At 42.4% G+C, this 5,792-nt stretch carries 4 protein-coding genes; 3 read left to right on the top strand and 1 reads right to left on the bottom strand.

From position 1 onward, the window contains the following. Positions 1-141: 141 nt before the first annotated feature. On the bottom strand, positions 142-2,106 hold the full coding sequence (locus QNJ66_RS25465) for a vanadium-dependent haloperoxidase (RefSeq protein ID WP_300511465.1): 1,965 nt from the start codon (positions 2,104-2,106) through the stop codon (positions 142-144). An 891-nt stretch (positions 2,107-2,997) separates the two neighbouring features. Here QNJ66_RS25465 and QNJ66_RS25460 point away from each other — a divergent pair. The 3 genes from QNJ66_RS25460 to QNJ66_RS25450 all read left to right on the top strand — a co-directional run bounded on the left by QNJ66_RS25460 (position 2,998) and on the right by QNJ66_RS25450 (position 5,256). Continuing rightward, positions 2,998-4,416 (top strand): form I ribulose bisphosphate carboxylase large subunit, encoded by a 1,419-nt coding sequence (locus tag QNJ66_RS25460; protein ID WP_300511466.1) that lies wholly within the window; start codon positions 2,998-3,000, stop codon positions 4,414-4,416. 82 nt (positions 4,417-4,498) lie between these two features. Continuing rightward, complete coding sequence (locus QNJ66_RS25455) at positions 4,499-4,897, top strand: chaperonin family protein RbcX (RefSeq protein WP_300511464.1); 399 nt, start codon at positions 4,499-4,501, stop codon at positions 4,895-4,897. 23 nt (positions 4,898-4,920) lie between these two features. Then, on the top strand, positions 4,921-5,256 hold the full coding sequence (locus QNJ66_RS25450; RefSeq protein ID WP_300511463.1) for a ribulose bisphosphate carboxylase small subunit: 336 nt from the start codon (positions 4,921-4,923) through the stop codon (positions 5,254-5,256). The last annotated feature ends 536 nt before the right edge of the window (positions 5,257-5,792 follow it).

Here is a 5,792-nt window from a genome sequence, read left to right as displayed (position 1 = left end):
CCAAAATAAGACTTGTCTTATTGAGGCAACGGCCAATGAGACGGGAAACCTCGAAGACGAATAAAACCGTCCTTGAGTTGAGTTGTGGTTGGGAAGCCCCAACTTCAGCGAAGCAAGTTGGGGTACTTCACTAGTAGTAACCTATATTTGTCGGGCCCCTCCGTCGAAAAGCGGAACAGTCATGGTAAAGTTTTCGCCAAAGGTGAATTTCTGTTCTTCGAGGATACCGATGGCAATTTGTTCTCCTAAGCGTAAGGATTCAATATAATCGGTGAAGTAGTGAACCCCTGCCCAGTTCCGTCCAATAGAGATGTTAGCCGCTACTTTGTTCAATTCCCCCTCAACGGTTAAAGGTTGCTCTAAGAGAACCTCAACTAAACCGCTCCCATCTGCATTAGGTTCGTAGGCAATATATTGACCTGTCTCTGCATCTTGACCAAGGGGTAATTGCCAACCATGATCAAAGAAAGCTTTCAGTATAGTTACACAAGCTCCTGCAACAGTAGCATGGCCTGCGCCATAGGAGGGGTGCATCGGTGAACCTTCAGGAAATGCCATTGGTAATAGATAGCTTTGACCATTATTAAATTCATTAACCCTATTCAGTAATCCCACATCCTGTAAAGCTTCAACAAGGGGAGCAATGGGTTGTAACTCCCCATCCTGTAAGTTAGGAATCGTCAGATAACGATCAATTAAGCCACCTACCCCTTCAGGGCGCAGACGGCGATGCACGTTGAATTTTTGGTAGCGCACCGCTTTTAATGCCCTTGTTGCCACTTCACAGACAAGGGTTAAAATCACTGGCCCCCCAAAAGTGGCAAATCCCTGTTGTTTGTCCTCCACGTCGGGATCTTGGAAAGGAATACCAGGATCAAAAGGTGCTCCCATGCCAAGTAAAATTAAGCAAGCATTCAAATAGGCTTCATAAAGAGCATCATAATGAACATAGGTCGCTAAATCGCGAGGTGTGGTAATAAAACGATAAGGCGCATTGGCCCCGGTTTCGTTTTCGTTAGTGTAGGACTCCAATCCTCGAACATCCGCCCCATTCTGCACATCTAACCATTCAGGGAAAGTGGTCATATAGTTGATGCACGGAGTTGCCGTCCGAACCCGATTATCAATCCGAACTGAACCATAGCGGATGAAGCCATCAGCGCGGTTGAGAACTGTGTCGTTTCCATTAATCCCACGATTACCCACTAAAAGAAATTGAGATAAATAAGGTCCCACCTCATCCCCGGGCGCAATTCCTCGAAATAGGTTATTAACAGTCACCCTTGGCCGTTTTCGCTTGGCTTCTGCTTCCGTTAAATTAATACTTCGGAAAAATAAATCCCCTAGAGCGGCTTCTAGGTTGACACTGTCGAACAAATCAAGATAATCAGTCTCATCGGAATTAAACCAGTTACGGTTGTCAATTGTGACTTGATTTAGGATATTAATGGCATCGATAATACTTGTGGTATTACTATTTGGGCAATCAACTGGGGGATCCAATTGCGTGCCTAAATCAGGATCGCGGAATTGAGAAAAATGAACATCCCTTAATAAGGCCTGTAAATAGACTTCACTGATTTCTGCCGCCAATTCAGGACTATCCAGGGTAGGTGCAGGGGGCATCGTTAATGCTTGTGCGTCAAAGCCTTCCAAATCAAAGGTTAAACCAGCACCGGCACTTTCCCATGCTCGCACTTTGGCCCCGTTGCCGCCATCTGCGCCTTGGGCGATGGCTGACTGCCAAGCATTAACACTATTGGGAATAGCCGTTTGAGGGGTAATCAAGCCAACAGAGAGCGTATTGGGAACAGCTGAGAGGTTGAGGTCAGCCGGTCCTAGAGGAGTCCGTGCGAAATCTATAGTATTACCTGATTGAATGCCTAAGACAAAAGCCCGATAATCTGCCGAATTAAGTAATAATCCTGTTTCAGGGTGGTGGGGTAACCCTTTGGTAAAGTTAGCGATATGACTGGGGCTATTATCATCCGTACGATACTTAAATTCTTCCCCGTTATTAATATGGGGGGGATGTTCTCTTAAGTAGGCGAATTCGGCGGCATCTTCACGGATTTGTCGGGCTTGTAAGCGACGTGGAATCATCATATTAACTTTCCTTAAGCGTTGGTTTACGAAAGGTTAGGGATGTGATTGTTTGGCGTTGCATCAAAGCGGGATGATTTCAATATAAAGAACAAATTTTTTCTTTATTTATCAATGATTTCAGCTTACGAAAATTTAACACTCATCTGACAATGGTGAAACGCTGATTATTTAGCCCCATTGAATTGTGGCTTCAATATTTATCACTAAAATTACCAAAATTCATCTATTCTCTTCCCAGTTTGTCATTCTTTTAAGAGCAGAATGACTAAATTGCTAAGGGAGCCTTACAAATCAAACTCCAAAAATAGATTTATTTAGTATGGGATACCCAATAAATCTAGAATATTTTCTGGACAAATATTGAATGTTTTTAGAAAACTTTACATAAACTTCTCGTCCACCTTGTCCCTCTTGTCGTTCAAACAAAATCTTGAAAAATGAGAGTACACATCATAAAAAACAAAAGTTCTTGTCTAATATTGTTACTTATTACTGAACAATTAAGCAATCTTACTCAGCCCATCAAGAAAACTTATGTAACTCTTTATAAATTTTTTAGGATAAATGATCCCCTGTCTGATATAGAGGAAAACTAAATCATTAAAGAGGTATCAGGGTATAAAGACTCATTAGTTAAATTAATCAGAGCGTCTACAAATTGTAATAAAAAATTACCGAAGAAAGAGAAAAAAGAATGTTAAAAGGGTCTAACTATCGTGATATGATAAGGACTCGAAAAGCAGATAAGTGAATAAACGGTTTGCTACAAGCGACTTTGAGCGACCGAATAACTTTCTAAAATTTTCTCTATTACTGGTAGGTCAGGGCAAACCGACTTACAAACCGATAAATGAGAAATTAACGATGCCCACTCATGGAGGAATAAAAAAAATGGCACAGGCCACAAAAGCAGGGTTTAATGCCGGTGTTCAGGACTACCGCTTAACCTATTACACCCCCGACTACACACCAAAAGATACCGATTTACTGGCGTGCTTCCGCATGACTCCCCAACCTGGTGTTCCTGCAGAAGAAGCCGGTGCAGCAGTAGCAGCAGAATCTTCTACAGGAACCTGGACAACCGTTTGGACCGATAACTTAACCGACTTAGATCGTTACAAAGGTCGTTGTTATGATATCGAGCCTGTTCCTAACGAAGATAACCAGTATTTCTGTTTCATTGCTTATCCTTTAGACTTATTTGAAGAAGGATCTGTAACCAACGTTCTCACCTCTTTAGTAGGTAACGTTTTCGGGTTCAAAGCTTTACGTGCCTTACGTTTAGAAGATATCCGCTTCCCCGTTGCTTTAATCAAAACCTTCCAAGGACCTCCTCACGGGATCACCGTTGAACGGGACAAATTAAACAAATATGGTCGTCCCCTATTAGGTTGTACCATTAAGCCCAAATTAGGTCTATCCGCTAAAAACTACGGACGTGCCGTTTATGAATGTTTACGCGGTGGTTTAGACTTCACCAAAGACGACGAAAACATCAACTCTCAGCCCTTCATGCGTTGGCGCGATCGCTTCTTATTCGTACAAGAAGCTATCGAAAAATCCCAAGCTGAAACCAACGAAGTTAAAGGTCACTACCTCAACGTTACCGCAGGTACTTGTGAAGAAATGATGAAACGGGCCGAGTTTGCCAAAGAAATTGGCACTCCCATCGTTATGCACGACTTCATCACCGGTGGTTTCACAGCTAACACCACCTTAGCTAAATTCTGTCGTGACAACGGCTTATTACTCCACATCCACCGTGCGATGCACGCGGTAATTGACCGTCAGAAAAATCATGGTATCCACTTCCGCGTTTTAGCTAAGTGTTTACGTTTATCTGGTGGTGACCACCTCCACTCTGGAACCGTTGTCGGTAAATTAGAAGGGGAAAGAGGCATCACCATGGGGTTTGTTGATCTCATGCGTGAAGACTACGTTGAAGAAGATCGTTCTCGCGGTATTTTCTTCACCCAAGACTATGCTTCCATGCCTGGAACCATGCCCGTTGCTTCCGGTGGTATCCACGTATGGCATATGCCCGCCTTAGTTGAAATCTTCGGCGACGACTCCTGCTTACAGTTCGGTGGTGGTACTTTAGGACACCCCTGGGGTAACGCTCCTGGTGCAACCGCTAACCGTGTAGCTCTTGAAGCTTGTATCCAAGCTCGTAATGAAGGTCGTTCCTTATCTGGTGAAGCTGGTAACCAAGTTATCCGCGAAGCTTGTAAGTGGAGTCCTGAGTTGGCCGCTGCTTGTGAACTTTGGAAAGAAATTAAATTCGAGTTTGAGGCAATGGATACACTCTAAATCGGGAATAGTTGTTAGCTTTTAGAGAATATCAAAAACTAAAAACTAACAACTGTGTCCGAGGAGGGACGGGTAAGTATCTATGTATCCTAAAAAAATAGCGAATGAGACTGCCGAAGTAATACAAAATTACCTAACTTATCAAGCGGTGCGTCTGATTATTGACCAATTATCGGAAACCAACCCAAAAAAGGGAATTTGGCTGAAGCAATATACAGCCTCCCAGAATATCCAAAAATGGGAAGACTTTATTCAAGGTTTAATGGCGGAAGATAAAGAGCTAGTCTTACGTATTCTCAAAGTCCGAGAATATCTAAGTTCTGAGGTTATGGAATTTATGCCCCAAATGGTGAGGCATAATATTAATCAGGCTAATGTAGAACATCGTCGTCAGCTATTGGAAAGACTTACCGGTTCTCCCTCAATCTCCTCAACTGCTTCTGAGTCAGAGAATGATGACTCAAAACCTAATAGTGATTAACTTGAGATAGGAATCTACCAACAATGAAAACATTACCTAAAGAGCGTCGTTACGAAACCCTTTCTTATTTACCCCCTTTAACCGATCAACAAATTCTTCTCCAAGTTCAAAACGTCTTGGATCAAGGCATGATTCCTGGGGTTGAGTTTGAAGAAGATCCCCAACCCCAGGATCATTTCTGGACCCTGTGGAAGTTACCTTTGTTTAATGCTGGTTCTGCTCAAGAAGTATTAGCTGAAGTTCGGGAATGTCGTTCTGAGTATCCTAACTCTTATATTCGTGTTGTTGGTTTCGACAACATCAAACAGTGTCAAACCATGAGTTTCATTGTTCATAAGCCCAACAACCGTGCATACTAAGTTGTTGTAAACAACTTTGAGCGGTAATTTTTGACCTACCTACAATAATTGTAGGTAGGTTAATATTTGGGACAGTGAACTACCCCAACTAATTGCAAGCAATATAGTTGGGGTTTCCAATCTCATTGGGAATTGCATCTAAGAGGCAAGAAATCTTACCTCCTAGCCGTCTTACATTCCCGACCTTGGCAGTATAGTATCGCTAGTTCCTAACGACAATATCCGTAAGGCTTCATTTCTAATATTTATTGTCGTGTTGCTCCAACGCTCTACGGGGCTAATTTGTAAACAGGAAGCGGACTTCGTTGGAGCAACTATTTGTTAGTTGATGCTCGTTTCCTCTCCGACGTTTTCAGACGACGGGGAGGAAACGAGCATATTTTACGTTAAATTTAAACATATCATCAATTAGGGTTTGCTGAAAAAGTTACTCCGAAATTTATGCCACTTCTGACCAAGAATTCTCTGGCAAATTAATAAGTTTTCCTACATAAGAATGATTTAAACTATAATCAAAATTAATGAAAAGCCGCTCA

Source organism: Crocosphaera sp. (genome assembly GCF_030064895.1).
GTDB lineage: Bacteria > Cyanobacteriota > Cyanobacteriia > Cyanobacteriales > Microcystaceae > Crocosphaera.
Note: the sequence above shows the minus strand (reverse complement) of the source record. Positions and strands in the feature narration are given on the sequence as shown.

What these genes read in the sequence shown, in the direction of transcription:
- QNJ66_RS25465 (WP_300511465.1), bottom strand. Translation starts at nt 2,106, where the DNA reads ATGATGATTCCACGTCGCTTACAAGCCCGACAAATCCGTGAAGATGCC.
- QNJ66_RS25450 (WP_300511463.1), top strand. Translation starts at nt 4,921, where the DNA reads ATGAAAACATTACCTAAAGAGCGTCGTTACGAAACCCTTTCTTATTTA.
- QNJ66_RS25460 (WP_300511466.1), top strand. Translation starts at nt 2,998, where the DNA reads ATGGCACAGGCCACAAAAGCAGGGTTTAATGCCGGTGTTCAGGACTAC.
- QNJ66_RS25455 (WP_300511464.1), top strand. Translation starts at nt 4,499, where the DNA reads ATGTATCCTAAAAAAATAGCGAATGAGACTGCCGAAGTAATACAAAAT.